The sequence below is a fragment of the Haloglomus litoreum genome (assembly GCF_029338515.1).
GTDB lineage: Archaea > Halobacteriota > Halobacteria > Halobacteriales > Haloarculaceae > Haloglomus > Haloglomus litoreum.
This window is the reverse complement of record NZ_CP119988.1, coordinates 4,582,776-4,602,018: the sequence shown is the minus strand read 5'-3', so window position 1 is coordinate 4,602,018 and position 19,243 is coordinate 4,582,776. Positions and strand designations below refer to the sequence as shown.

The 19,243-nt window shown below is 71.9% G+C and carries 28 protein-coding genes and 2 pseudogenes; 15 read left to right on the top strand and 15 right to left on the bottom strand.

The window, feature by feature from the left end:
- The first annotated feature begins 108 nt into the window (after positions 1 to 108).
- From P2T62_RS22900 to P2T62_RS22890, 3 genes and pseudogenes are all read left to right on the top strand, one after another.
- Positions 109 to 651 (top strand): fasciclin domain-containing protein, encoded by a 543-nt coding sequence (locus P2T62_RS22900; protein WP_276259343.1) that lies wholly within the window; start codon positions 109 to 111, stop codon positions 649 to 651.
- Positions 652 to 773: 122 nt separating this feature from the next.
- Positions 774 to 1,046 (top strand): annotated as a pseudogene (locus P2T62_RS22895) (ArsR/SmtB family transcription factor); the annotation flags it as partial.
- A 132-nt stretch (positions 1,047 to 1,178) separates the two neighbouring features.
- The gene (locus tag P2T62_RS22890) at positions 1,179 to 1,460 is read left to right on the top strand and encodes a DUF8036 family membrane protein (RefSeq protein WP_276259342.1); all 282 of its coding nucleotides are present in this window, start codon (positions 1,179 to 1,181) and stop codon (positions 1,458 to 1,460) included.
- Positions 1,461 to 1,508: 48 nt separating this feature from the next.
- Here P2T62_RS22890 and P2T62_RS22885 read toward each other — a convergent pair whose 3' ends face one another.
- Together P2T62_RS22885 and P2T62_RS22880 are read right to left on the bottom strand one after the other, a co-directional pair.
- A complete protein-coding gene (locus P2T62_RS22885) occupies positions 1,509 to 1,862 on the bottom strand; it encodes a hypothetical protein (RefSeq protein WP_276259341.1) in 354 nt (117 codons plus the stop codon).
- Positions 1,863 to 2,021: 159 nt separating this feature from the next.
- Positions 2,022 to 2,708, bottom strand: coding sequence for an MBL fold metallo-hydrolase (locus P2T62_RS22880; RefSeq protein ID WP_276259340.1), 687 nt, complete (start codon positions 2,706 to 2,708; stop codon positions 2,022 to 2,024).
- Between the two features lie 103 nt (positions 2,709 to 2,811).
- Between P2T62_RS22880 and P2T62_RS22875 the strand changes: the two genes are divergently transcribed.
- Positions 2,812 to 2,994 carry a hypothetical protein gene (locus P2T62_RS22875; RefSeq protein WP_276259339.1) on the top strand — a complete coding sequence of 61 codons (183 nt, stop codon included), beginning with the start codon at positions 2,812 to 2,814 and terminating at the stop codon, positions 2,992 to 2,994.
- A 45-nt stretch (positions 2,995 to 3,039) separates the two neighbouring features.
- Here P2T62_RS22875 and P2T62_RS22870 read toward each other — a convergent pair whose 3' ends face one another.
- Positions 3,040 to 3,546, bottom strand: a complete 507-nt coding sequence (locus P2T62_RS22870) for a cupredoxin domain-containing protein (protein WP_276259338.1) — start codon at positions 3,544 to 3,546, stop codon at positions 3,040 to 3,042.
- Between the two features lie 82 nt (positions 3,547 to 3,628).
- On the opposite strand from P2T62_RS22870, the gene P2T62_RS22865 reads away from it, so the two are divergent.
- The gene (locus tag P2T62_RS22865; RefSeq protein WP_276259337.1) at positions 3,629 to 4,213 is read left to right on the top strand and encodes a SprT-like domain-containing protein; all 585 of its coding nucleotides are present in this window, start codon (positions 3,629 to 3,631) and stop codon (positions 4,211 to 4,213) included.
- On the opposite strand, the gene P2T62_RS22860 is transcribed toward P2T62_RS22865, so the two are convergent.
- Positions 4,214 to 5,074, bottom strand: coding sequence for an aldo/keto reductase (locus P2T62_RS22860; RefSeq protein WP_276259336.1), 861 nt, complete (start codon positions 5,072 to 5,074; stop codon positions 4,214 to 4,216).
- Between the two features lie 64 nt (positions 5,075 to 5,138).
- Positions 5,139 to 5,714: a hypothetical protein gene (locus P2T62_RS22855; RefSeq protein WP_276259335.1), complete on the bottom strand. Its 576-nt coding sequence runs from the start codon at positions 5,712 to 5,714 to the stop codon at positions 5,139 to 5,141.
- Between the two features lie 164 nt (positions 5,715 to 5,878).
- Here P2T62_RS22855 and P2T62_RS22850 point away from each other — a divergent pair, with 164 nt between their 5' ends.
- Complete coding sequence (locus P2T62_RS22850; RefSeq protein WP_276259334.1) at positions 5,879 to 6,340, top strand: universal stress protein; 462 nt, start codon at positions 5,879 to 5,881, stop codon at positions 6,338 to 6,340.
- Positions 6,341 to 6,416: 76 nt separating this feature from the next.
- A complete protein-coding gene (locus tag P2T62_RS22845) occupies positions 6,417 to 6,719 on the top strand; it encodes a DUF6360 family protein (RefSeq protein ID WP_276259333.1) in 303 nt (100 codons plus the stop codon).
- A gap of 9 nt (positions 6,720 to 6,728) precedes the next feature.
- On the opposite strand, the gene P2T62_RS22840 is transcribed toward P2T62_RS22845, so the two are convergent.
- Complete coding sequence (locus P2T62_RS22840; RefSeq protein WP_276259332.1) at positions 6,729 to 7,193, bottom strand: hypothetical protein; 465 nt, start codon at positions 7,191 to 7,193, stop codon at positions 6,729 to 6,731.
- A gap of 118 nt (positions 7,194 to 7,311) precedes the next feature.
- On the opposite strand from P2T62_RS22840, the gene P2T62_RS22835 reads away from it, so the two are divergent.
- Both P2T62_RS22835 and P2T62_RS22830 read left to right on the top strand, forming a co-directional pair.
- Entirely contained in the window at positions 7,312 to 7,623 is a 312-nt protein-coding gene (locus P2T62_RS22835) for a CPCC family cysteine-rich protein (protein WP_276259331.1), read from the top strand.
- Between the two features lie 69 nt (positions 7,624 to 7,692).
- Positions 7,693 to 8,985: an MBL fold metallo-hydrolase gene (locus P2T62_RS22830; RefSeq protein ID WP_276259330.1), complete on the top strand. Its 1,293-nt coding sequence runs from the start codon at positions 7,693 to 7,695 to the stop codon at positions 8,983 to 8,985.
- 48 nt (positions 8,986 to 9,033) lie between these two features.
- Here the strand turns inward: P2T62_RS22830 and P2T62_RS22825 are convergent, their stop codons facing one another.
- The 4 genes from P2T62_RS22825 to P2T62_RS22810 form a co-directional block, all read right to left on the bottom strand.
- Entirely contained in the window at positions 9,034 to 9,759 is a 726-nt protein-coding gene (locus P2T62_RS22825; protein ID WP_276259329.1) for a sporulation protein, read from the bottom strand.
- Between the two features lie 93 nt (positions 9,760 to 9,852).
- Complete coding sequence (locus tag P2T62_RS22820) at positions 9,853 to 10,233, bottom strand: hypothetical protein (protein WP_276259328.1); 381 nt, start codon at positions 10,231 to 10,233, stop codon at positions 9,853 to 9,855.
- A 4-nt stretch (positions 10,234 to 10,237) separates the two neighbouring features.
- Positions 10,238 to 10,480 (bottom strand): DUF7120 family protein, encoded by a 243-nt coding sequence (locus P2T62_RS22815; protein ID WP_276259327.1) that lies wholly within the window; start codon positions 10,478 to 10,480, stop codon positions 10,238 to 10,240.
- A 78-nt stretch (positions 10,481 to 10,558) separates the two neighbouring features.
- The gene (locus tag P2T62_RS22810) at positions 10,559 to 10,897 is read right to left on the bottom strand and encodes a WNWW family protein (RefSeq protein WP_276259326.1); all 339 of its coding nucleotides are present in this window, start codon (positions 10,895 to 10,897) and stop codon (positions 10,559 to 10,561) included.
- A gap of 92 nt (positions 10,898 to 10,989) precedes the next feature.
- Between P2T62_RS22810 and P2T62_RS22805 the strand changes: the two are divergent.
- The 3 genes and pseudogenes from P2T62_RS22805 to P2T62_RS22795 form a co-directional block, all read left to right on the top strand.
- Positions 10,990 to 11,355: pseudogene (locus P2T62_RS22805) on the top strand (response regulator); the annotation flags it as partial.
- 107 nt (positions 11,356 to 11,462) lie between these two features.
- Positions 11,463 to 12,152 (top strand): chemotaxis protein CheC, encoded by a 690-nt coding sequence (locus tag P2T62_RS22800; RefSeq protein WP_276259325.1) that lies wholly within the window; start codon positions 11,463 to 11,465, stop codon positions 12,150 to 12,152.
- A complete protein-coding gene (locus tag P2T62_RS22795) occupies positions 12,149 to 12,559 on the top strand; it encodes a hypothetical protein (protein WP_276259324.1) in 411 nt (136 codons plus the stop codon). The genes P2T62_RS22800 and P2T62_RS22795 overlap by 4 nt, the downstream gene beginning before the upstream one ends.
- Before the next feature lie 9 nt (positions 12,560 to 12,568).
- On the opposite strand, the gene tgtA is transcribed toward P2T62_RS22795, so the two are convergent.
- Both tgtA and P2T62_RS22785 read right to left on the bottom strand, forming a co-directional pair.
- Complete coding sequence (tgtA, locus tag P2T62_RS22790) at positions 12,569 to 14,080, bottom strand: tRNA guanosine(15) transglycosylase TgtA (RefSeq protein ID WP_276259323.1); 1,512 nt, start codon at positions 14,078 to 14,080, stop codon at positions 12,569 to 12,571.
- Between the two features lie 63 nt (positions 14,081 to 14,143).
- Entirely contained in the window at positions 14,144 to 15,238 is a 1,095-nt protein-coding gene (locus tag P2T62_RS22785; RefSeq protein WP_276259322.1) for a DHH family phosphoesterase, read from the bottom strand.
- 144 nt (positions 15,239 to 15,382) lie between these two features.
- Between P2T62_RS22785 and P2T62_RS22780 the strand changes: the two genes are divergently transcribed.
- Genes P2T62_RS22780 through P2T62_RS22770 form a run of 3 tightly spaced genes read left to right on the top strand, consistent with a single transcriptional unit; the run spans position 15,383 to position 17,771 of the window.
- Positions 15,383 to 15,736 (top strand): cupin domain-containing protein, encoded by a 354-nt coding sequence (locus P2T62_RS22780; RefSeq protein ID WP_276259321.1) that lies wholly within the window; start codon positions 15,383 to 15,385, stop codon positions 15,734 to 15,736.
- The gene (locus P2T62_RS22775; RefSeq protein WP_276259320.1) at positions 15,733 to 16,827 is read left to right on the top strand and encodes a hypothetical protein; all 1,095 of its coding nucleotides are present in this window, start codon (positions 15,733 to 15,735) and stop codon (positions 16,825 to 16,827) included. The genes P2T62_RS22780 and P2T62_RS22775 overlap by 4 nt, the downstream gene beginning before the upstream one ends.
- The gene (locus P2T62_RS22770) at positions 16,824 to 17,771 is read left to right on the top strand and encodes a hypothetical protein (protein ID WP_276259319.1); all 948 of its coding nucleotides are present in this window, start codon (positions 16,824 to 16,826) and stop codon (positions 17,769 to 17,771) included. Before P2T62_RS22775 ends, P2T62_RS22770 begins: the two co-directional genes overlap by 4 nt.
- Positions 17,772 to 17,878: 107 nt before the next feature.
- Here the strand turns inward: P2T62_RS22770 and P2T62_RS22765 are convergent, their stop codons facing one another.
- From P2T62_RS22765 to P2T62_RS22755, 3 genes are read right to left on the bottom strand one after another with little or no spacing between them, the layout of a single operon-like run.
- On the bottom strand, positions 17,879 to 18,313 hold the full coding sequence (locus P2T62_RS22765) for a DUF5807 family protein (RefSeq protein ID WP_276261656.1): 435 nt from the start codon (positions 18,311 to 18,313) through the stop codon (positions 17,879 to 17,881).
- A 41-nt stretch (positions 18,314 to 18,354) separates the two neighbouring features.
- Positions 18,355 to 18,792, bottom strand: a complete 438-nt coding sequence (locus P2T62_RS22760; RefSeq protein ID WP_276259318.1) for a DUF7112 family protein — start codon at positions 18,790 to 18,792, stop codon at positions 18,355 to 18,357.
- Positions 18,793 to 18,803: 11 nt separating this feature from the next.
- Complete coding sequence (locus P2T62_RS22755) at positions 18,804 to 19,202, bottom strand: 30S ribosomal protein S6e (RefSeq protein ID WP_276259317.1); 399 nt, start codon at positions 19,200 to 19,202, stop codon at positions 18,804 to 18,806.
- Positions 19,203 to 19,243 lie beyond the last annotated feature (41 nt).

The window sequence follows — 19,243 nt, the reverse complement described above, 5'->3', positions numbered from 1 at the left end:
CTGCCGGGGATCTCTTGCCGCTATCTCGGACATTCGGGTGAGAGCCGGGCTCGTCTGGGGCCGGTTCCGGAAAATCGGCTAAATACTGAACGAGCGTCCAGTGCGGTGATGACCCGAACAGATCGGCGGTCGGTGCTCAAGAGTCTCGGTGTGGGAACTGCGCTCCTCGTCGGCGGCGTCGGGCTCGCCGGTGCGCGTGGCCGGCCCGAAGGTCGGCCGCGGCAGGGCGCGAGCGCCCCCGCCACCGTCTTCGAGCTCGCCGAAGGGAGCGACGATTTCGACATCCTGGAACTCGCGCTCGAGGAGACCGGCCTCGACAGCGTCCTCGACGGCGACGGCCAGTACACCGTGTTCGCCCCGACGGACGCGGCGTTCGCGGAGCTACTCGACGCACTCGGCATCGGCGCCGGCGACCTGCTGGCGGACCCGGATCTCGCGGATATCCTGCTCTACCACGTGACGGAGGGCCGCCGCTACGCGGCCAGCGTGGTCAGGGCGCCCGAGGTGGAGATGCTGGCCGGCGGCACCGTCGCGGTCGACGGCACCACGCTCAACGCGGGCCAGGACCCGGGCGAGGCCGAGATCGTCGGCACGAACATCGAGGCCTCGAACGGCGTGGTCCACGTCATCGACGGCGTCCTGCTCCCGTAGCCGGCGCGCCTCGCGCTGTCCCTGTCCTGCCGCCGGGCGCCCCGTCCCGCGGCTCCCCCTTTCGTGTGGTCCGTCGTCGCGCTCGCCAACACTTAGGAGAGTGGCGCGAGTTGGTGCGGTCGATGGAGGCGGTGCTCTGGCAGGTACTCGCGGGAACGCGTGGTGGCCCCAACAGAGCCAGGCTTCTCCGCGCGATCGCACAGCGCCCCCGTAACGCCAACCAGCTCGCCGAGACGCTGGACCTGGACTACAAGACGATCACGCACCACCTCGACGTCCTCAGCGAGAACGACGTGGCCCGGTCGACCAACCAGCCGTACGGCGCGGTCTGGCTGCCCTCCGAGCGAGCCCGCGAGAACTGGGACACCGTCGCGGCCATCCTCGACCAGCTCGAGGAGGTCGACACCGAGACGGAGGACCTGCCGAACCCCGACCCGACCGACCCCCCGTCGACCGAGCGGGGGACGGAGTGATATCATGAACGACACGTACGCGCGGACGGACTGGACGACCGGAGGGAGCGAGCGATGAGCCTGCTGCTCGACGCGGCGCGCGTGGCCGCCGGGCTGAACCTCGTGCTGCTGACGGTACTCATCACCATCTGGGGCCGCAACTACCGCGAGATCCGCTCGAAGCACACCCTCGGAACGCTCGTGTTCGCCGTGTTCCTGTTCGCCGAGAACGCGCTCGCGCTGTACTACTACCTCACGGCCGTCACGCTCCCGCCGTTCGCGGTCCGGCCGATGCTCTACCTGCAGGTGCTCGAAATGGGGGGCATCCTGTTCCTCACGTACGTCACGCTGGATTGACCCGGGACGCTCTCCCGCGTCAGTCCGCGTCCCCGTGGCGCTGTCCGCTCACCGCCAGCGGGTCCGCGTGTCGCCTGATCCGCTGAGCGACAGCTCCGGGGAGCGCGTGCAGGCACGCATCACCCGTCGGGCGAGCGTCAGTGCGCGGTCGCGCCCCTCGACGGCCTCGGCGACCGGTTCGACCGCCTGGAACTCGGTGGCGGACCCCCGGACCAGCCCGACCCGCCAGGTGTCGGCCCCCTCCACCCCGGTGCCGGTCGGCCGGGTCGCGTCCGGCAGCACGTGGACCGCCAGGTCGCGTCCCCCGTGCTCGAACAGCGTCGGCTGGCGGGGGTCGTACTTCCCCACGACGTGAGGGGGGCGCTCGACCTCCGTCCACGCCTCCGGTGCAGGGTCGGTCATCACACCTCGACGTAGGGGCGGGAACCCGTTCCGTCCCGCGCCGAACAGTTCGTCCCCCTATACGTGGCTGTGGATGCCCTCATTGATCTAGAACATCGGGTACAGGTCAGTAATATGCGATATAACTACTATGGGTGTGGCATTTATGGGATATCGTGGCTACTGCTGCTCGATACGCTCCCCGAGTTCCGCGAGTCGGATGGAGCCGTCGCGGACGAACGGCGTGCCGTGGCCCATCCCCAGCACGTCCACGGCGGGGGCCCGGTCGGCCAGTTCGTGGATGGACTCGCGGACGCTCTCCGTGTCGTAGGTGATGAACCAGGGTGAGGGGTCGAGTTCGCCGTCGGACTCGAAGACGAGGTCGCCGACGAACGCGGCGTCGAGGGCGTCGCTGACGTAGGCGGTGTGGCCAGGGGTGTGGCCAGGGGTGTGGTAGGCGGTGAAGCTGCCGATCTCGTCGCCGTCGGCGACGAGAGTGGGGTCGTGGTCCGGCCGGTCGATCAGGAGCTTCCCGGCCCGCTGGATGAACCCCTTCAGCGTGAGGCCGGGCGGTTGCTCCTTGCCCATCAGGAACGGCGCGTCGGCGGCCCCCATGTAGACGTCCGCGTCGGTCTCGGCCGCCAGCGACGCGAGCGAGCCGACGTGGTCGACGTCGTAGTGCGTGATGAGGATGCGGTCGAGGTCGCGCACGTCGTAGCCCGCCTCCCGGATGGCGGCCCGGATGGTGCCGCCATCGCGCCCCATCCCGGTGTCGATGAGCGTCAGTGCGCCGTCGTCGTCGGCGAGGTAGGCGTTCACCCCGGTACACTCGATCTGCCAGACGTCCCCACGGAGGTGCACGAGCATGGTTTCACCTACACCACGGGTGGATAAGGGTCTACTCATCCGGCAAGGGCGCGGCCGTCGGGGGTCGCCCGAACGTTATACCGGTGGCAGCCGAAGCACGCCCATGGAGCTCAAGACCCACCTCGTCAACGGCATCATCTCGACGGTCATCAGCGTCGCCATCACCGCGTACGGGGCCGACAGCGACGAGTGGTCGACGAACGACCTGCTGCTCTCGGTGGCGGTCTCGGCGTTCCTGTCGGGCTTCTTCACCAGCTACTTCGCGAAGCCGCCGGCCGACGACTGAACTCGTGGGCGGTCGCGTCGCCCGGTCCTCGCCCCCACGAGCGGCTCATCCCCGGAACGGGCCTGGGTCATCGGTGCTGGCCACGACCCAGGTGAACCCGCCGGTCTCCGACACCCCGATGTCGAGGAAGCTCCCCTGCTCGTCGGCGTCGTTCTCGGGTGCAGGCCCGAACGCCACCGCCCCCCGCCCGTCCTCGGGTCGGTCGCCGTCCAGTCGGAACCGGACGCCGTACCAGACGGGCGCGGTGAACACCCGCTCGTAGCGCGCTGTCTCGCCGGGATCGACGGTGTCCGTCGCGGTCAGGGTCCGCTGTGACTCCCGGACGGGCTGGTCCGGTTCCCCCTGCACCGCTCCCGGGCCGTCCCCGGGTCGGGCACCCACGTCGGCCACCGCGACGCGGATGCTGTGCGGGACCGAGTGGCGGTTCTCGAACCGGAGGCTCCCGGCCGGCGGGTCGTCGCTCCCGGTGAGGTTCGAACAGCCCGCCAGGGCCGTGGTCGCGGTCGCGCCGAGCGCCGCGAGGAGCCGGCGCCGGCTGTTGGAGGGCGGCATACGGGCGGGCTTCCGTCTCCGGGGACAACAGCGTTATGCCGGTCTCGGTCGAGTTCCGGTGCGGGCAGCGGCGCCCGGACCCATGACCGAACGGCCAGCACGTCCGGTGGCGGGGAGCGACGACGGGCCACAGCCCGTCGACACCGAGTACTACGCCGTCGACACGGACGCCTCCGAGACGGAGTTCCTCGCCGCCTGCAGGCTGTACGCCCGCGACGTGGCCGAGACGTTCGACCTCTCCGTCGACGTGAGCGCGCTCGACTGGCAGGTCAGCCGCCGCGCGAAGCGTCGGGCCGGGCAGGTCCGCTACCGCGACGGCGAGCCGGAGACGGTCGTGCTCACGTGGGCCTACTTCGAGCGTCGCGGCTGGGCGGCGATAGCCGAGACCGTCCGGCACGAACTCGTCCACGTCCACCTGCTGAACGAGTACGGCGACGCCTCGCACGGCGCACGCTTCGAGCGGTGGGCCGAGCGCCTCGACACCCACCGCAACTGCGAGCTCTTCACGCAGCCGGAGTGGTGGGTGGTCTGCGAGGACTGCGACGCGGCGCTGGCGCGGTACCGGGAGTCGAAGCTGGTCCGCCGTGTCGACGAGTACCGGTGCGGGGCGTGTGGTGGCGCCCTGCGGCTGGTGGATGGCAACGCCCGGTCGGTGGCCGGGGACTGACTACCCCAGCACCCGCGCCTTCAGGAATCCCCGCAGCGTCTCGTACTTCGAGGGGCGGCGGATCTCGGCCATCTCGTCGTCGGTCAGTTCGAAGTCGAAGATCGCCATGTTCGCCTCGAGGTGCTCGCGGCTCGTCGCCTTCGGGATGGTCGCCACCTGGTCCTGCTGGACGAGCCACCGGAGCGCGACCTGTGCGGGGCTCTTCGTGTAGCGACGGCCGATGCGCTCCAGGACCGGGTCATCCAGCACGCCGCCGTGGCCCAGCGGCGAGTAGGCCGTCAGCAGGACGTCGTGGACCCGACAGTACGAGAGCAGGTCCTGCTGGTTCCAGAAGGGATGGTACTGGACCTGGTCCGTGAGGACCGGCGCGTCGCTCAGCTCGCGCGCCTCGTGCAGCGCGTCGACGTCGACGTTCGAGACGCCGACGTTCCGGACCTTCCCGGCGTCGACGAGCTCGTTCATGGCGTCGAGGGTCTCCGCGTGGTCGGGCGCCGACGAGAGCGGGTTCGGCGGCGACCCCGGCGGCCGGCCGTTGGGCCAGTGGATGAGCAGGAGGTCGAGGTAGTCCGTGCCGAGGCGCGCGAGGCTCTCCTCGGTCGTCCGGAGGACGTCGTCGTACGAGCGCTGTGGCCCGAGCTTCGTCGCGAGGAAGACCTCCTCGCGGGGCACGTCGCTGGCGGCGAGCGCGTCGCCGACCTGGCGCTCGTTCCGGTACACCTGCGCGGTGTCGATGTGGCGATAGCCCAGATCGAGTGCCGTCTCGACGGTCTCGCGGCAGGTGTCGCCGGTGAGCCGCCACGTACCGAGGCCGAGGCGGGGCACCTCGACGCCCTGGACGGTGATGGTCTCGCTGTCGGTCATGCCCCGATGTAGGCGTGACCGACTCGAATAGCTGCCGGCTCCGGCGAGCGACCGGCCGCTGGGATCACCGCCCGCCGGCACGCACGCCGGCCGTGGCGCGCTCGCGCCCGGGCCTGGCGGTGACCGTGAGGTCGACCACCGCCGGAACGCCGCTCTCCGCGGGTTCGGCGGGGCCAGTCCCCGTGTTGTCGACGACGAGGACGTACTCGCCGGCATCGAGCGTCGCCGCCACCTCGCCGCCGACCACGTCGGGCATACTGACGCCGGGGACGTGGGCGAACGCCCCCTCGTCCCGGAACCGCTCGTACTGTGCGGGCGTCATTGTCACCACGTCGACCGCCGGGCCGTCCTGTTTGACCTTCACCGACCGGTCAGAGAGGGTGGCCGCGACGGTCACCCAGCGCTCGCTGTCGAGCGTGAACCGCCGTGTCGCTGTCTGTCCCGTCCTGACCCGGACCGTCGTGTCGACGAGCGGCGACCGGTTCGGCCGCCCGGCCTCGTTCGGCGCGGCCGCGGCAGAGCACCCGGCCAGCGCGCCGACCACGGCGGTTCCGACCGCGCCGATGACTCGGCGACGCGACGGTGCCGTCGGGGCGGCCTCGGTACGCTCGCTATCGGCGGTGGGGTGGAGGGCTGTCATCCCGTCGAGGTTCGGCGGGTCGCCTCAAAGGTCATGGGTTCGTCCCCGGTCGCTGGGACCGGTCCAGGGTCCAGCAGCTGGGCGGGCCGGATGGCGGCGGTGGGGCGTTCGCACGGCGCGCCGGACCCATCGCCTTTTAGCCGGCGGCGCGCCACCGGTCGCGCATGTTCGACCTGCTGGTCGTCGCGACCGACGGCTCCGAGAGTGGCGAACGTGCCGTCGCGACGGCGCTCGACCTGGCGGCGCGGTTCGATGCGACCGTCCACGCGGTGTCGGTCGTCGACCCCGGGCGCATCGACGAGGTGCCGGGCGAGGAGGCCGAGACGGCGCGCGAGGCGCTCGAGGAGCGCGCCGCGGCGGCCACCGAGGCGGTCGCCGAGCAGGCCGCCTCCGGGACCGAGGTGTCGACGGTCGTCCGCGAGGGGCGCCCGGCGGACACCATCGTCGACTACGCCGAGGAGGTGGACGCCGACACCGTCGCGCTGGGGACCCGCGGCCGCGGCGGCGAGGGCGGTTTCCTCCTCGGGAGTGTCGCCGAGGCCGTCGTCCGGACCTGCGAGTGCCCCGTCCTCACCGTCCGGGGGACCCCGACCCCCGCCGACGGCGACCCCGCGGTCGGCGCCTGATCCACCCGTCCGCCGGTCCCGCCCCGGGCCGGTCGCCGGACGCCACGCTTACGCCCGCCCGCCACCTCCTGCCGGTATGGTCGACCGACTGATGACGGTGAACGCGTACACCACGCTGGACCTGGTGGACGCCGTCGCCGAGGGGCACGACTTCGAGGAGGAGGCGTTCGCGACGCTGAACGTCACCTCGCCGAGGAAGAACCCCGACCACGTCTCCCTGCAGCTCGAACTGGACAACACGCAGCTGACGGAACTGCCGGCCCACGCAGAGACGGTGACGCTCACGCCCGAGCAGGCCCGGTCCATCGCGGCCGACCTCGAGAAACACGCGGACAAGGTCGAGGCCGCGCTGGCCGACGACGGCGCCGACGCGGCCTGACATCCGCGGTCAGTCCTCCGTCCCCCGGCGCTCCGCCCCCTTCTCCCCGTCGACCCGCCACGCCTCGCCCTCGGCCCGGTCGCGCCAGCGTGCCTGCTGGCGCCGCTCCGTGAGGTGATGTCCGCCCTCGGCGAGCGCCTCGCGGGCGTCGGCCTCCATCGCGGTCACGTCGGCGAGGAACTCCCGCCGGAAGTCGGCGACCAGTTCGTACGACCACCGGTCGCCGACGGCACCTGCCGGGAGCACCTCGTCCCGGAGGCGGTCGGCGAGGTCGTCGTGGCCGGCCTCGCGGAGCCGTGCCCGCGCGTCGTCGAAGCGGTCCATCCCTCGCCCGATCTGGTGGTGGAACGTCACCAGCGCGCCGTACCCGCGGCGGACGTGCTCCAGCCCGAGTTCGAGGTCGTGCAGTGCCGCGCGCTCGGGCTCGGTGAGCCCGTCACCGCCGTCCGTCGGCTCGCCATCCGTACGTGACATGTGTTGTCGTTGCTCGTGATACGGCAAAAGCCGTGCGGCGGGGCACGGGCCGTTCCGACCGACCGCCGGGCCGGGCGTCCGGGGACGGTTTTTGTCGGTGCGGCCCCAAGGAGGGCGTATGTCGACCGGGGACCCGCGCCGCACCCGCACCGACAGCCCGGTGTCGCGCGAACGGGGGTTCTGCCCGTGCTGTGGCTACCGGACGCTCGCACCCGACACGCCCGGGTCGTACGAGGTCTGTGCGGTCTGTGGCTGGCTGGACGACCTCGTTGGGTTCCACCACCCGGACCACGAGGGGGACTACAACCACGTCTCGCTCCGCCGTGCCCGCGAGAACTTCGCGCAGTACGGCGCCTGCACGCCGGAGGCCGCCGCGAAGACGCGGGAGCCGGCGAGCGCCGAGCGCGACCCGAACTGGCCCTACGACTGACGCCCGTCCCTCTGTCGACCGAACGCCCGGACCGACGGACGGAAACGCTGGCCGCCGTTACGGGCGCGTATGGAACTCCAGTTCCTCGGGGGTGCCGGCGAGGTCGGCCGGAGCGCCGTCCTCGTCGACGACCGCCTCCTGCTGGACTACGGGATGAAGACGGGCACGCCGCCCGCCTACCCCGTCGGGTCGGTCGACCCGGAGGCCGTCGTCGTCTCGCACGGCCACCTCGACCACGCGGGCGCGGTCCCCGCCCTCCTCTCGGGCCGCGACCGCCCCGGGGTCCACTGGACACCGCCGACCCGGGAACTGGCGCTGACGCTCGCGCGGGACACGCTGAAACTGCACGGCAACAGCCATCGGTGCCCGTTCACGGAGACCGACCTCAAGCGCGTGGGCGAGGTCGACCACCCCCACGGCTACGGCGAGCCGTTCGCGGCCGCCGGCTACGAGGTCACGTTCTTCGACGCCGGGCATATCCCCGGGAGCGCGCACGTCCTCGTGGACGACGGCGACACCCGGCTCCTCTACACCGGCGACTTCCACACCACCAGCCAGCGCGGGAGCGACGCTCCCGCGAGCCGCACGGATCGCCACGGGGAGTCGATCCGTGGACAGCGCCTCGTCGCGGGGACGACCGCGCGCCCCGAGGCCGACATCGTCGTCTGCGAGTCCACGTACTCGGACGTCCGGCACGAGCCCCGCCAGACGGTCGAGGAACGGTTCGCCGAGAGCGTCCGGACCACCCTGTACGAGGGGGGAACGGTCGTCGTCCCGGCGTTCGCCATCGGCCGGACCCAGGAGCTGCTCCTCGTCTGCGAGGCCCACGACATCCCCTGCTACGTCGACGGGATGGGCCAGGACGTGACCCGGATGCTCCGGCAGTACCCGGCGTACGTCCGCGACGCCGACGCACTCCGACGGGCCAAATCGCACGCCCGGTTCGTGACGGGCCGGGACGGACAGCGCGAGCGCATCGCCGACCAGAACGTCGCCATCGTCACCACGAGCGGGATGCTCTCGGGCGGCCCCGCGATGAGCTACATCCCCGAGATCCGGCGCAACCCGACGAACAAGATCACGATGACCGGCTACCAGGTCGAGGGGACGCCCGGCCGCGAGCTGCTGGAGACCGGCAGCGCCGAGATCGACGGGCGCGTGATGCCCGTCGCGGCGCGGGTCGAGCAGTACGACTTCTCCGCCCACGCCGACCGCGACGGCCTCCTGTCGTTCCTCGACAGCTATCGCGACGTGCCCGTCCTCGTCAACCACGGCGACCGTTGCGGGGCGTTCGCCGAGGAACTGCGGGCCGACGGCTACGAGGCGAGCGCGCCCGAGTTGGGAGCGACGGTGACGGTCTGAGACGGCGTGGCGGGCGGCGCCGGGTGCCCCCGCGAGCGTGCTGGCGCTTCAGGTGTGCCGTTCGATGATCTGCCGGAGGTCCCGCTCGACGGCGCCGGCGTCGGCGGTCTCGACGGCGAACGAGTCCGTGCGCTCGTCCGTGTCGGTCATCTCCGCGAGGAGGCCACCCCGGCGGTCCACCTCGACGGCGACCCGCAGGCTGTCGGGCCCGGGGTCGAAGATGAGTTCGATCTCGTCGAGGTCGCCGCGGAAGGGCCCGCCGCTGGGCGTGAACTCGAACTCCTGGACGAAGCGGTTGCTCCCCCAGCCCGCGACCTCCTCGTTCTTCGCGGTCCGGAGCGAGAGCCCCAGCGATTCGGCGGCGTCGAAGACGGCCTGCTGGCGGTCCGTCGGCCGCACGTCGAGGTAGTCCTCGTCCTCCGGGTCGATGCCGGTCACGTCGAGTTCCGTCTCCAGCCACACGTCGACGCCGCCCATCGTCAGCGGCGTCCCCCACGGGATCTCGACCTGCGTGTCGATGGTCCGGGACTCGTCGGGTTCGATGGTGAACCCGTCCGTCAGCCGGGCGGTGTCGACGGTCCCCTCCCGGCGGCCGTCCTCGGTGTGGTAGTACGTCTCGAACTCCAGGTCGATGTGGCGGACCTCCTGCTCTGCGTTGCCGCCCTCGACCCTGATCTCGGCGTCGACCGTCTCCCCCGGCTGGACCGTCTCCGAGGCGAGCACGGTGTCGACGGTGGCGTTCCCGATACCGACTGTCGCGAGGACCTTCTTCATAGGCACCGGGCCGTGCGGCCGCCTCCAGCAAGTGTTTTGCCCCCGCTGTGGTTCTCTCGGCCATCTAATTCTCGTACTGGGGGGATAATATATTTATTCTGCATAATGTCCATTTATATGCGTTTCAGGATGGTTGTATATGGTATATGGACATAATTCGAACCGTTCGGCGAGTGGTCGGGTCACGCGCTCGACCCGGCAGGCCCGCTCGGGCGTCGCGTACCGCGCCGGTCGCGGCGGCGTGCCGCCGTGGCGATGGACCTCGATATGCGGGTGGCCGCCCTCCAGTCCGGTCGAGGTCGCGGGTGCGTAGTGGACCACGTCGACGACCGGTGTATCGGTCCAGTCGGTGGCGGCGAGGGCCTCGCGCACCTGGGCGGGCCAGTCGCCCGTCACGGGCACCAGGCGGACGCGCCGCTCCCCCTCGTCGGTGACCGCGGTGGCGCCCCGGCCGTCGTGGCTGGGGTCGGCCATCCCTTCAGAAGGTGTGTTCGTCGCCCTCGTCGCTCATGTCCGCGGGGTCTTCGGCCGTGTCCCACATCTCGGAGGCGTACTCGTCGGCGAGGCCCGCCTCGGCGTCGTCCTCCTCGACGTTGTACGCGTCGAGCCCCATCCCGATGAGTTCCTCGTAGGCCTCCCCCTCGGAGATGAACTCGCTCTCGGCGATCCGCTGGAACCGCGCGTACAGGTCGTCCGGTAGCTGGACTTCGAAGGTTGGCATTGCCGGAAGTAGGGCACCCCCCCATTTCAGGCTTCGGCCCGCGCCCGGGACGCCCGTTCACAGGTAGGGGCCCTCCGTTCAGTTGGTGTCCTGTCCGTCCCTGGAGCTGCTGGCCTCCCCGTCGCTCCCGCTCTCGTAGCGCCGGATCTGGAACTCCGCGAACCCGCCCTCGGGGTCCTGCCGCCCGAACGCGACCTCGAGCGCGCCGAGCCACCAGTTCCACTTCGAGGCGAGTCCCTCGTCCGGGGCGTCCTCGAGGTTCGCTACGACCACCTCGGGGGTGAGGGCGTGGTCGGTCACCGTGCTGTAGCGGCCGGTCGCCGCGAGGTCGCAGGCCATCCGGGCCACGGCGCGCCGCTCCCCGTCCCCGGCATCGAAGGCGTCGGCCAGCGCCCGGTCGAGTTCGTCGACGTCCACGCCCCTCCTTCGGGCCGAGGGCCCTTAACGGGCCGTCGTGCGAGCCGACAGGTGCAAGGTTTATCCGGGCCGTGACCCTTCGCTGCGTACAGATGTCGCTGGGCATCCTCATCGTGGACGACTCCGACTACATGCGGAGCCGTCTGAAGAGCGCGCTCGGTGACGACGAGTACCACGTCGTCGCGGAGGCGCCCAACGGGGCGTGGGCGGTCAAGCACTACCAGGAGCACCGCGAGGACGTGGACCTGGTGCTGATGGACATCGTGATGGACACCGCCAACGGGGTGAAGGCGACCGCGGCGATCACGGAACTGGACGCGGACGCGAAGATCGTCATGTGCACCTCCGTCGGCCAGCACAAGAAGATGAAGCTCGCCCGCGAGGCCGGCGCGGACGGCTACGTGACGAAACCGTTCACCGACGAGGAGGTCGCGACGGCCATCAGCGAGGTGCTCGCCGACGGCGAGTCGGTCGGTGACGACGCCGACCCCGACGAGGACGACGACGCGGGGACGGAGGCGGGCGACACCGACACGGACTCGAACACGGGGGCCGGGTCGACCGCATGAGCGACCGCGACCCGGAGGCCAAACGAGCGGGTGAGCGCCACCGCGGCCGTGTACAGCCCCCCACCGAGGGCAGCCGCGAGAGCTGGACGCTCCCCATCGAGAAGCTCGCGGTGATGAACCGGCTCGGCGAGGTCGGCGCCGACGGCGTCGCCGACCGGGTCGACCGGCTCGGCATCGACGAGGTCGTCTCCGAACAGGTCAAGAGCGGCTACGTCACGCCCGAGGACGCCGCGATGCAGTTCAGCGACGAGGACCGCGTCGGCGTCCGCGTCCGGCTCCCGGGCGCGCCCGGCGGCTACGTCCTCGTCCTGTTCGACCCCGCCAGCGCCAACCGCGCCGCCGCGGCCATGCTCGAGGACGCCGACGAGGCTGTCGCCCAGGCCGACGAGGAACTGGCCTGGAGCACCATCCAGGAGCTGGGCTCCATCATGGCCAGCGGCTTCGTCGACAGCTGGGCCAATATGTTCGACGAGCGCATCGACATCGCCACCCCGGAGACGGTCCAGCACACCGAGGCCGAGATCGTCAGCGCGGCTGTGGAGGCGGGCGACGACCTCGGCGTCTACATCGCCAGCCAGCTCCACGTCCCGGCCTACGACATCGACGCGTCCGTGTACGTCCTCCCGGACACCCGGACCTTCCTGAAGATCCTCGGCCAGCTGGAGGTCGGCTCCATCCAGCGATGACGACCGACCACCCCGACTGGTTCGGCGCGGGCGAGAGCGGCTCCGGCGACCCGGACGACCGCCCGGCCACCGACTTCGACGCCGAGGGTGCGGACTGGTTCGACGATCTCGACCACGTCGACCCCACGCCCGAGGAGGCGCCGTGGAGCGGCTCCGGCCCGCCGTCGGCCGCCTCGACCGACGCCACCGCCAGTGCGGATGCCGAGGCTGCCGGCACGACCGGCGCGGCGTCGAGCGCCCGGGCCGGGGAGAACGGCGCCGCTGGCCAGGGGGCGGCCGGAACGCCCCACGAGACCGAATCCACGACCGGCGCCGGCAGCCGCGGCCGCCGCAGCCGCCGCCGGAGCCAGCAGGACGATTCCGGCGGGTTCCTCGTGTGGCTGAAGCGGCTCCTCGGATTGAACTGACGCCCGCGGTCACTCCTCGGCGGTCTCGTCCGGCGTCTCGTCCACGTCGTCCGGCCCCAGCGCCGTCACCGTCAGGCGCTCGGGGAGCGTGGCCAGCACCTCGTCGGGCCACTCCCAGTGCGCGAGCGTGAACGCGACCTCGGGGTTCGCCTCGACGAGCGCGGTCACGCCCCGGGCGGCCGCCGCGCGGGCGGCGCGGTCGGTCCGCTCGGGCACCTCCGCGGTGAGCGGGTACGTCTCCGAGAGTGACCGCGGGAAGGGGCCGAACGGCGGGACGACGCGCCAGGTCTCGTCGTAGGAGGCGTTCGCCCCCCCCTCCGAGAGCAGCACCTCGTCACCGTCGACGGGGACGCCCGTCAGCCGGTCGTGGTGGCGCCGGATCTCCGGGCGGCGGGCGCTCTCGGTCGAGAGATGGAAGAAGGTCTCCTTGCTGGCGTCGTCCGTCCGCTCGAGTTCGTCGGCGTGGTCGAGCAGCGCCCGATAGCCGTCCAGCACGGTCGGGTGCGAGCGCGCACGGGCCTCCACCAGCTCGAGGAGGTCGCCCGCGCGGATGGCCTGGCGGACCCGGCGCATCTCGGCGAACGAGACCTGCAGGTTGTGCTCGGCGAGCAGGCGCTCGCGCTCGGCGTCGGGAAGCGCCTGCAGCCCCTCGGCGCCGTGTTCGGTGCAGACCGGACACGAGCAGGGGAGGTACTCGAGGTCAGCGAGGTGCTCCGTGCTCCGGACGGTGAGGTAGCGGTCGTCGCGGGCGTACAGCGCGTACGCGGCCGAGTCGAACAGGTCACAGCCTGCGGCCGCCGCGAGCGCGAACATCATCGGGTGGCCCGCGCCGAACAGGTGGACCGGCGCGGCCGGGCCGAGCCCCCGTTTGGCGGCCAGCGACACCTCGACGGCCTCGGCGTAGCGGTAGTCGTTGAGCAGCGGGACGACCGCGCCGACCGGGAACACGTCGGCCCCCGTCGCGCGGGCGTCCGCACCCGCCCGCTCGCGGAGGTCCCCGTACGTCGACCCCTGGACGGGCGCGTTCAGCAGCATCTCGCCCAGGTCGAGGTCGGCGGCGAGTTCGAGGCGCTCCTGGGTCGTCCCGAGTTCGTCCTCGGCGCGCTCGCGGGCGGCGTCGGGCGGCGTGGGGATGTCCACCGGCGTCCCGATGTCAGAGCCGATGTCGCGCTGGAACTCGAGGATCTCGCGGGTGTCGATGTCGACCTCGTCGTCGCCGTACACCGAGAGCTGGAACGACCCCGAGTCCGTGACGATGGCGCCCGAGAAGTCGTACAGGTCGTGCAGCCCGCGTTCGAGCGCGTCCTCGCGGTAGTCGTCGCTCCCGTAGAGGATGTAGCCGTTCGTGATGAGCACCTGCGCGCCGAGTTCCTCCATCCGCGCCGGCGAGACGGTCCGCAGATGGGGGTTCACGACGGGCATCAGCGCCGGCGTCTCGACGGTCACGCCCGCGCGGGGCACGTCGAGACTTCCGAGACGGCCCGCGCCGTCCCAGCGACGGACCTCGAAGACGTCGGTCATTGGTCGTCGTCGGGTGGGCCGGGCGGTAAGGGTTGTGTGTCGGGAGAGGTCGAGAGGTCCTCGCTACGTCTCGGTCTCGATGCCCTCGTCGTCCTCGTCCTCCGGTTCCAGCGCCCGGAACGCGTCGAGGATGACCTGCTTCGTGATTGCGCCCCGCGTCGTCCAGTGGTGGGCGTAGTCGAGCATGTCGTCGTAGATGTCCGGCTTGCAGCCCGCGGCCTTCGGGTGGCCGCCGCCGTTGACCTGCGCGGCGACCTCGTGACAGCGCTCGAACCGGTCCGTGCCGCGGATGCTCGCGGACCCGGAGGGCTTGACGACGACGGAGGCGTCGGCGCCCTGCTCGCGGAAGGCCTCGGCGACCTCGTTCTGCGAGCAGCGGCCGTACGTCACCCCGACGGTCCAGCCGTTCACCTCCTCGATCTGCCCGCGCTCGACGGCCTGCTCGATGAGGGCCTCCTTCTCGACGCGGCGCTCGGCGAGGTACTCCTCGACCTCGGCGGGGAGGTCGGCGCCGTGCTCGCGGACCGTCTCGACGTACTCCTCGGGCTCGGACCAGTACGAGTAGTCCGCGAGGTCGTCGCTGCGGGGGTCCTCGCGGAGCCAGAGGTCGTGGTCGCGAGTGACGGCGGCGAGTTCGGCGAACCGGTCGGGGAAGTCGTACTCGAGCGCCTCCAGCGCCACGTCCGCGGTACACACCTCGTCCGAGGGGCCGACCACGAGGTCGACGCCCGCCTCCTCGACGAGCAGGGAGAGATCCTCGTGCCACTGGTGGTGGTCGAACCAGCGGACCTCGTGGGCCTCGGCCACCGCTGCGAGCGGTTCGATGTCGCGTTCGTCGTCCGGGCAGAGGTCACAGACCACGACGCGTGCGTCGGGGTCGGCGAACTCGGCGACGTACTCCAGCGAGTCGGCGATCTCGTGGGGGCCGGTGGGAACGAGCGCGGCCGCGCCGAACGCCTCGCGGCAGAGTGCGACGCAGGCCAGGCCGTCGGCGTCCGGGTCCGCGATCACGACGGTCGAGGCGCCGACGATGGCCTCGCGGGCCTCGGCCTCCTCGCGGGCCTCGTCGACCGAATCCGGCACGAAGAACCCCTCTCCCGGGAGGACCGACTTCCGCGAGAGCGAGAGCCGGTCGTCGTCGATGAGATAGTCGTCCATGCCCCTTCGAGCGGCCCGAGCGGTATCAAACAGGCGGTTGCGGTCCGTGGCGTCCCGGGAACGGCGAGGTCCGGGTGGGCCGTCCGGCCGCTGGCGGCACCCACGCGCCCGACGATTTACGACCCGTGGCTCCGTTCGGGGCGTATGGAGCACGTCGCTGCCGGAGACCGCGAAGCCGTCGAGGCCGTCGAGGGGGTCCATCTCACACAGCTCGCCGCGGGGGACCGGGCGAGCATCCAGCGGTTCCGCATCGAGCCCGGCGCCGAGGTGCCGGAGCACGACCACCACCACGAACAGACCGGCTACGTCGTCGAGGGGACGCTGACCTTCCTCGTCGGCGACGAGGCGTACGACGTGGGTCCGGGCGACTCGTTCACCATCCCGGGCGGCGAGCCCCACGCGGCCGTCAACCGGGGCGACGAGCCGGTCGTCGGCATCGACACGTTCGCGCCACCGCGGCCGAACCCGGACTGGGCACCCGGCCCGGACACCGAGTGACCGCCGACCCGGGCGGCGATACGTCGGCCGGGTCGCGGTCGATGTTCGCCGCCGTCGCGGTGGCGGTGCTGGTGGTGCTGGCCGGCTGCAGTGCCGGACTCGACGGGGACGGGCCGCCGCCGACGGAGTCGCTCACACCCGTCGACGTTCCCGGGGACCGCGAGGCGCGTGCGCCGGTCATCGCCCCCGGGCTGAGCGAGGAGGGCGTCTACGCGCCGCGCGCGCTGGAGCGGCGCTACCGGAACGCGCTCGCCGACCGGGGCTTCCGCCTCTATCGGTCGGCGACCGTCTACCCCCGCGGGGCCGTCCCGGCCCGGGTCGCACCGGGCAACGCCACAGCGGGCCGCTCGCCGCCGTCGACGGTGGCCCCCGCGTCGCGGTCGCCGGGCGCGACACCGACTCCCTCGGGGCCCGTGGCCACCACCGTCGTCGGGAGCGCGACCGATGCTGTCGTCGGGACCCCGACACGCGAGGCGCCCGCCCTCGACCGGAACGACTCGTACAATCGCATCGTCGTCCGGTCGGTGGTCGAGGACCTGGAGGGGCACTACAGCTTCAGCCGCATCGAGACCTCCGCGCCCGCCTACCGCACCTCCTCGCCGTTCGCGCGCATCGACGTCTGGTACAGCCAGCCGGTCGTCCGGAACCGGCTCATCGACACCGGCGGCGTGGTCCGCTACTGGGGCCGCAACGAGGTGCAGCCTGGCGGGCCGATCTCCGACCCGACCCGCGCGGAGTTCGTGGTCGGTGACCTCGCGGCGTTCGACCTCCGGGTCGTCGACGAGCGGGTCGTCGACGGGATGAACCGCTACCTGCTCACCGGTACGCTCCGCCCGGACCGCATCGACACGCCGACGCTCGTCTCCGACCCGCACGACGGGCGCATCGAGGCCGTCGTCACCAGCCGGGGACTGGTCCGGGGCTACCGGCTCTCCTACGACGCGACGTTCGAGGGGCGCCCGGTGACGGTCGTCAAGACCCACGCACTCGTCGACGTCGGCGCGACCCGGGTGCCAGACCCGGCGTGGCTCCCCGCCGCCAACGACAGCGTCGCGGACCGGTTCGACGCGGTCGGGAGGGCCGCGGGGTGACCGGCAGCCCTCTCCCGTCGGCCGCTCCCGTCAGCGTCGCGATGGCCGTCCTGCTGACCCTGGCTGGCTGCAGCGGCGTTCCCGGCGCCGGTGGCGCTTTCGGCGGTGGCGGTGCCACCGGGACCTCGACCCTGACGCCGGTCGATGTCCCGGCTGAGGGAGGCGCCGCGTCCGCCGGGGGCGAGGTGCGGGCCGTCGGCGGCCGCCGGCTGGCGCCCGGGCTCCGCACCGGTGGGGTCCGCGACCCCCCCGCGCTCGCGGCGACCCACCACGACCGGCTGGCCAACCGCTCGTTCACGCGGACCGACAGCCGGACCGTCGTCGACCGGAACGGGACGCTGCTGGCCACCCGGACCGAGCTCGAGGTGCGCCCGGGCGGGACACCGTTCCTGGTGTCCCGGAGCGCGGTGGCGGCGTCCCGGTACGACGGCTCGCGGCCGCCGACCGACGTGACGATCTACCACGACGGCCTCCGGGCGGCCTCGCGGGTCGTCGAGAACGGCAGCGTCGGCTACCGCATCGAGGACAACGTCCCGCCGGCGGCCGTCGAGCCCGACCGGACCGGCCGCCGGGTGGTCGGTCGGCTGCTCACCGCCTTCGAGTGGGAGGTGACCCGCGTCGAGATCGGCGGCGAGCCACACTACCAGCTCGCGTCGGACGGCCTCCTCGACCGGGGCGCGCTGTCGGACGTGGCGGGGCTGGACTCTCCCCGGGACCCGGAGGTGCGGATGCTCGTGGGTCCGGACGGGCGGGTCGAGCGCTACCGGCTGCAGTACGGCGCGACCGTCGCCGGCGCCCGGGTCGGCGTCACCGAGACGGCGCGCTGGTCGGCCGTCGACGAGACGCTGGTCGAGGTACCGGACTGGCTCGGACGGGCGCTACGCGAGCGCACCGGCGGCGCCCGTCCCGGGACCGCGACCGCCAGCCCGACCCCTGTCGAGTGACTGTGGGTGGTTATCAGATAATTACTGGGATAATCTCTGAAAGAACTTATTTATTCGACAGGGTAGCTGTATATCGAGAAGGTGGTCACGTCCGGGAGAAATTTCGACTACGACGCGTCGGCCTCGGCGACCCACTTCTCGGAGTAGGTCGTGCCGCAGTCACAGGCGGCGTAGGCGTGGACGACGTCGCCCTCGGCGTACTGGCCGCCGACCTCCGGGTTCTGTTCCTCGGCGAAGGCGAAGATGAAGCGGGCGCCGTGGTCGTCGCCGTCGCCCTCCGGGCAGTCGCCGCCGGTCAGGTCGCGGTGGACGGTCCCCTCGGTGTCCATCGCGCTCCCGGCGAACGACATCGGGTCCAGCCCCGTGGCGGACTCGAAGGCCTGCCGGCCCTCCGCGCCCGGGAGCACGAGGACCACACCGTCGGCGGTCCGCTCGCCGAGGTCGGCCAGCTCCTCGGGGTCAGCGATGCCGTCCTCGCGGAGGTAGATGCAGATGTCGTCCGGGCGCTCGCCGGCGAGGAAGGCCCGCCGGGCGTCGCCCATCGGGGTGTCGGCGTCGCCGTCCGGGCCGTCGGGTGCGTCGCTCACTGTCCGTCCTCCAGGTCGCGGGCGATGGCCGCGAGCCCATCGTCCGGCCGGTCGGGCACCTCGTAGACGGTCTCGTCGCTGGGCGCGCGGACGCCGTAGAAGAACCCCTCCTCGACCACGTCCACGAGCACCGAGCGGCCGAACTCGAGGTCGTGTTCGGCGACCCACGCCGGGAGGCGGTCCTCGCCGTCGCCCGTGCGCGCCTGCCGCGCGTTGTCGTAGCAGGCCCGTATCTCGAGCCCGTCGTCCAGCCCGCGGTGGACCCGGGCGTGGCGGGTCTTCCCGTTGAGCGACACGCGGACGACCTCGCCGACGGGGAAGGCGTCCCGTTCGGTATCGGGCAGGGCGATGCGGGGCCGGTCCGTGCGACCGACCCGTTCGAGGTTGGCCCGGACGGTCCGGACGGCGTCGTTGTCGTGGGCGATACGCTCCATCCGGACGAGCGTTACTCGTCGTCCTCGTCGCCCTCGCCGAGCAGCTCATCGATGGAGCTGTCGCCGCGGGAGACGATCTTGGCGTTGATCTGTCGGGTCTCGTCGCTGATCTCGCGGCCCCGAACCGTCACGCGACGGCGCTCGCCGTCGACCTGCGGCTCGTAGCCGACGCCACCCGTCAGGAGGAGCTGCTTCAGCTCTGTCCCGGGCACGTCGCCGCGCATCGGGCGGCCGGCGGTGTCGGAGCCACCGGTGATCTCCACCTCGTAGCCGTCGAGGCCGACGGCGCCGGCGTCGACGGCCTCGCCGATCTCTCGGCCCTGGAACCGGTTCGCGTCCTGTCCGTCGATCTCGAACTGGTAGGTCGCCCCGTCCTCGGGGTCCGCGACGACGACCTGGAAGTCTGCCATACCCCCAGCGAGTCGTGGAACCGGCAAAAGGGTATTGGGAT

Bases quoted from the DNA above. Each gene is read 5' to 3' on its own strand.
- P2T62_RS22900 (WP_276259343.1), top strand. From the start codon at position 109: ATGACCCGAACAGATCGGCGGTCGGTGCTCAAGAGTCTCGGTGTGGGA.
- P2T62_RS22890 (WP_276259342.1), top strand. From the start codon at position 1,179: ATGAGCCTGCTGCTCGACGCGGCGCGCGTGGCCGCCGGGCTGAACCTC.
- P2T62_RS22885 (WP_276259341.1), bottom strand. From the start codon at position 1,862: ATGACCGACCCTGCACCGGAGGCGTGGACGGAGGTCGAGCGCCCCCCT.
- P2T62_RS22880 (WP_276259340.1), bottom strand. From the start codon at position 2,708: ATGCTCGTGCACCTCCGTGGGGACGTCTGGCAGATCGAGTGTACCGGG.
- P2T62_RS22875 (WP_276259339.1), top strand. From the start codon at position 2,812: ATGGAGCTCAAGACCCACCTCGTCAACGGCATCATCTCGACGGTCATC.
- P2T62_RS22870 (WP_276259338.1), bottom strand. From the start codon at position 3,546: ATGCCGCCCTCCAACAGCCGGCGCCGGCTCCTCGCGGCGCTCGGCGCG.
- P2T62_RS22865 (WP_276259337.1), top strand. From the start codon at position 3,629: ATGACCGAACGGCCAGCACGTCCGGTGGCGGGGAGCGACGACGGGCCA.
- P2T62_RS22860 (WP_276259336.1), bottom strand. From the start codon at position 5,074: ATGACCGACAGCGAGACCATCACCGTCCAGGGCGTCGAGGTGCCCCGC.
- P2T62_RS22855 (WP_276259335.1), bottom strand. From the start codon at position 5,714: ATGACAGCCCTCCACCCCACCGCCGATAGCGAGCGTACCGAGGCCGCC.
- P2T62_RS22850 (WP_276259334.1), top strand. From the start codon at position 5,879: ATGTTCGACCTGCTGGTCGTCGCGACCGACGGCTCCGAGAGTGGCGAA.
- P2T62_RS22845 (WP_276259333.1), top strand. From the start codon at position 6,417: ATGGTCGACCGACTGATGACGGTGAACGCGTACACCACGCTGGACCTG.
- P2T62_RS22840 (WP_276259332.1), bottom strand. From the start codon at position 7,193: ATGTCACGTACGGATGGCGAGCCGACGGACGGCGGTGACGGGCTCACC.
- P2T62_RS22835 (WP_276259331.1), top strand. From the start codon at position 7,312: ATGTCGACCGGGGACCCGCGCCGCACCCGCACCGACAGCCCGGTGTCG.
- P2T62_RS22830 (WP_276259330.1), top strand. From the start codon at position 7,693: ATGGAACTCCAGTTCCTCGGGGGTGCCGGCGAGGTCGGCCGGAGCGCC.
- P2T62_RS22825 (WP_276259329.1), bottom strand. From the start codon at position 9,759: ATGAAGAAGGTCCTCGCGACAGTCGGTATCGGGAACGCCACCGTCGAC.
- P2T62_RS22820 (WP_276259328.1), bottom strand. From the start codon at position 10,233: ATGGCCGACCCCAGCCACGACGGCCGGGGCGCCACCGCGGTCACCGAC.
- P2T62_RS22815 (WP_276259327.1), bottom strand. From the start codon at position 10,480: ATGCCAACCTTCGAAGTCCAGCTACCGGACGACCTGTACGCGCGGTTC.
- P2T62_RS22800 (WP_276259325.1), top strand. From the start codon at position 11,463: ATGAGCGACCGCGACCCGGAGGCCAAACGAGCGGGTGAGCGCCACCGC.
- P2T62_RS22795 (WP_276259324.1), top strand. From the start codon at position 12,149: ATGACGACCGACCACCCCGACTGGTTCGGCGCGGGCGAGAGCGGCTCC.
- tgtA (WP_276259323.1), bottom strand. From the start codon at position 14,080: ATGACCGACGTCTTCGAGGTCCGTCGCTGGGACGGCGCGGGCCGTCTC.
- P2T62_RS22785 (WP_276259322.1), bottom strand. From the start codon at position 15,238: ATGGACGACTATCTCATCGACGACGACCGGCTCTCGCTCTCGCGGAAG.
- P2T62_RS22780 (WP_276259321.1), top strand. From the start codon at position 15,383: ATGGAGCACGTCGCTGCCGGAGACCGCGAAGCCGTCGAGGCCGTCGAG.
- P2T62_RS22765 (WP_276261656.1), bottom strand. From the start codon at position 18,313: ATGGGCGACGCCCGGCGGGCCTTCCTCGCCGGCGAGCGCCCGGACGAC.
- P2T62_RS22760 (WP_276259318.1), bottom strand. From the start codon at position 18,792: ATGGAGCGTATCGCCCACGACAACGACGCCGTCCGGACCGTCCGGGCC.
- P2T62_RS22755 (WP_276259317.1), bottom strand. From the start codon at position 19,202: ATGGCAGACTTCCAGGTCGTCGTCGCGGACCCCGAGGACGGGGCGACC.